Below are 3235 nucleotides of genomic sequence, written 5' to 3'. Positions count from 1 at the left end.
AATGCGTATATCATTGATCATGACTCTCCATATGGATATATGACATTAACCGATCACTTTGATAATGCTATTCCACCTGTTTTTTACCATGAGCACCAATCATTTTTAGATAAATTTTCAGAGGTTAATAAAGAAGTTAGTCGATACGTACATGGAAGTAAAGGAATTATAGATGTACCAATATTCAATACTAAAGATATGAAGTTAGGGCTCGGATTATACCTGATTGACTTTATTAGAAAAAGTGAAGACCAAAGCTTCAAGGAGTTTTGCTATGGAAAAAATCTTGCCCCTGTGGATCTGGATAGAATCATAAACTTTGTTTTTCAGCCAGAGTACCATATACCTAGGATGGTAAGTACAGAAAACTTCAAAAAAGTTAAGATTAGAGAAATATCCTTAGAGGAGGCTGTTACAGCATCTAATTACGAAGAAATTAACAAGCAGGTCACTAACAAAAAAATTGCTCTCCAGACTCTTTTTCTTTCGATTACTAATCAAAAAGAGGATGTCGCCTTATATATATTATCTAATTTTGAGATAACTAGACAAGATGTTATTTCCATAAAGCATGAGTTGTATGATATTGAGTATCTACTTAGCGCTCATAATTCAAGCTGTAAAGTACTTGAGTATTTTATCAATAAGGGATTGGTTGATGTAAACACAAAGTTCAAAAAAACTAATAGTGGGGATTGTATGTTGGATAACGCAATAAAATATGAGAATGCAGAAATGATAAAACTATTATTGAAATATGGTGCAACATCTGACAATAAATATATTTAATCAAAATTGAATATCGTTTAGCAAAAGGCAGTATTTGCACAAAATATCGATATATTGTTTATTGTCAGTATGGCTCAATGTGATAATAGTTGGAAAGTTTGATGGGTTTCGCCCCGTTGTAGCGGTAGTCGAGCTGGAAGGTCTTCAGGCACTGCTTACAGCGATAGAGCAGCCCCCCTGAACTGGAATGGCCGTTCCGGATACCCCCTGAGTTTCAGAGTAACGGGGACAAACCACATCAATCTTTGCCATCAATCATCCAAAGGGCAAAGAGTACAACAACACTAAGTCTGCGTCACAACCCATCAATGAAAGGAATATATACATATGCCATCAGTAAATTTAATCCCATCAAGGAAAATATGTTTGCAAAATATGATAAATAAAGACAACGTCTCTGTTGAGACAATCCAGTCTCTATTGCACTCAAAACAATTGCCATATTTTTCTGACAAGAGGAGTTTTTTATTAAATCTAAATTGCCAAGTTACCGATCACTCTGGAAGACTTATTGTCTGTCGACATTTAGCTTCCTACTGGATAGCACAGTTTAACAAAAGTAGTGGTCACGTGGATTATCATCACTTTGCTTTTCCGGATGAAATTAAAAATTATGTTTCAGTGAGTGAAGAAGAAAAGGCTATTAATGTGCCTGCTATTATTTATTTTGTTGAAAACGGTTCATGGGGAGATATTATTTTTTATATTTTCAATGAAATGATTTTTCATTCCGAAAAAAGCAGAGCACTAGAAATAAGTACATCAAATCACAATATGGCATTAGGCTTGAAGATTAAAGAAACTAAAAATGGGGGGGATTTTGTCATTCAGCTTTATGATCCCAACCATACAGCAACTCATTTACGAGCAGAGTTTAACAAATTTAACTTAGCTAAAATAAAAAAACTGACTGTAGATAATTTTCTTGATGAAAAACATCAGAAATGTTATGGTCTTATATCCGACGGTATGTCTATATTTGTGGACAGACATACTCCAACAAGCATGTCCTCCATAATCAGATGGCCTAATAATTTACTTCACCCCAAAGTTATTTATCACGCGATGCGTATGGGATTGACTGAGCTAATCCAAAAAGTAACAAGAGTCGTACAACTATCTGACCTTTCAGACAATACGTTAGAATTACTTTTGGCAGCCAAAAATGACGATGGTTTGTCAGGATTGCTTTTAGCTTTACAAAATGGGCATTCAGATACAATCTTAGCATACGGAGAACTCCTGGAAACTTCTGGACTTAACCTTGATAAAACGGTAGAACTACTAACTGCGGAAGGAATGGGAGGACGAATATCGGGTTTATCCCAAGCACTTCAAAATGGGCATGCAGAAACTATCAAAACATACGGAAGGCTTCTCAAGAAGAGAGCAATAAATATCGAATACAATAAGCTGAAAAATTTGCTGACCGCTTATTATTATGATGAAGTACACAGACAGATACCCGGACTAATGTTTGCTCTTCAAAATGGACATGCAGATGCTATACGCGCATACGGTGAGCTCATTCTTAGCCCCCCTCTCCTCAACTCAGAGGATATTGTAAATTTGCTGGCCTCAAGGAGATATGACAATGTTCCCGGACTTCTGTTAGCATTGAATAATGGACAGGCTGATGCAATCTTAGCTTATGGTGATATCTTGAATGAGGCAAAACTTAACTTGGATAAAAAAGCAGAGCTGTTAGAAGCGAAAGATTCTAATGGTTTATCTGGATTGTTTGTAGCCTTGCATAATGGATGTGTAGAAACAATTATTGCTTATGGGAAAATACTTCACACTGCAGACCTTACTCCACATCAGGCATCAAAATTACTGGCAGCAGAAGGCCCAAATGGGGTATCTGGATTAATTATAGCTTTTCAAAATAGGAATTTTGAGGCAATAAAAACTTATATGGAAATAATAAAAAATGAAAATATTACACCTGAAGAAATAGCAGAACACTTGGACAAAAAAAATGGAAGTGATTTTCTAGAAATTATGAAGAATATAAAAAGCTGAATATTATCTCGTGGTGATACACTGAATTTGAGGTAACCGGCTCATTTAAACCGTCTGGTCTGTTTCCTCCGGCTCCACAAAAATAATGTCCATCATTTTGAAGTGGACACTATCGTATGGAATACCGGACCTGGATCACTGAAGCTTTACGCCTTCATTTCGAAGAACATTTACCACGGGTTGTGGCCGGACGTCGCCTGGGCGTACCAAAATCAACTGTCTGTGGTATGTTCGTGTGAACCACCCCCGGTATCCCGCTCATGCTGGCGAACCCAGACACGCAGTGAACCGCCCCGGGTTTCCTGGAGAGTGTTTTATCTGTGAACCACGGCAGCCTGGCGGCTGCAAATCGGGGTGTGGCAGAATATGAGCTTTCAGAGTAACCATCCAGAATGAGTTCCCATGTCACACAACCTGGAGC

Annotated in this window: 1 protein-coding gene and 3 pseudogenes; 3 read left to right on the top strand and 1 reads right to left on the bottom strand. The window is 37.4% G+C overall.

The window, feature by feature from the left end; translation table 11 throughout:
* Nucleotides 1–789: pseudogene (gene ospC1, locus BFF42_RS13840) on the top strand (type 3 secretion system effector OspC1); the annotation flags it as partial.
* Nucleotides 790–892: 103 nt separating this feature from the next.
* On the opposite strand, the pseudogene BFF42_RS13835 reads toward ospC1, so the two are convergent.
* A pseudogene (locus tag BFF42_RS13835) lies at nucleotides 893–1041 on the bottom strand (IS1 family transposase); the annotation flags it as partial.
* A 75-nt stretch (nucleotides 1042–1116) separates the two neighbouring features.
* Here BFF42_RS13835 and ospD3 point away from each other — a divergent pair.
* Nucleotides 1117–2814 carry a type III secretion system effector OspD3 gene (ospD3, locus tag BFF42_RS13830; protein WP_011310400.1) on the top strand — a complete coding sequence of 566 codons (1698 nt, stop codon included), beginning with the start codon at nucleotides 1117–1119 and terminating at the stop codon, nucleotides 2812–2814.
* 116 nt (nucleotides 2815–2930) lie between these two features.
* Nucleotides 2931–3050: pseudogene (locus BFF42_RS13820) on the top strand (IS66-like element accessory protein TnpA); the annotation flags it as partial.
* Between the last annotated feature and the right edge of the window lie 185 nt (nucleotides 3051–3235).

The sequence above is a fragment of the Shigella sp. FC1661 genome (assembly GCF_001712525.1).
Classification (GTDB): Bacteria; Pseudomonadota; Gammaproteobacteria; order Enterobacterales; family Enterobacteriaceae; genus Escherichia; species Escherichia coli.
Note: the sequence above shows the minus strand (reverse complement) of the source record. Positions and strands in the feature narration are given on the sequence as shown.

What these genes read in the sequence shown, in the direction of transcription:
- ospD3 (WP_011310400.1), top strand. Translation starts at nt 1,117, where the DNA reads ATGCCATCAGTAAATTTAATCCCATCAAGGAAAATATGTTTGCAAAAT.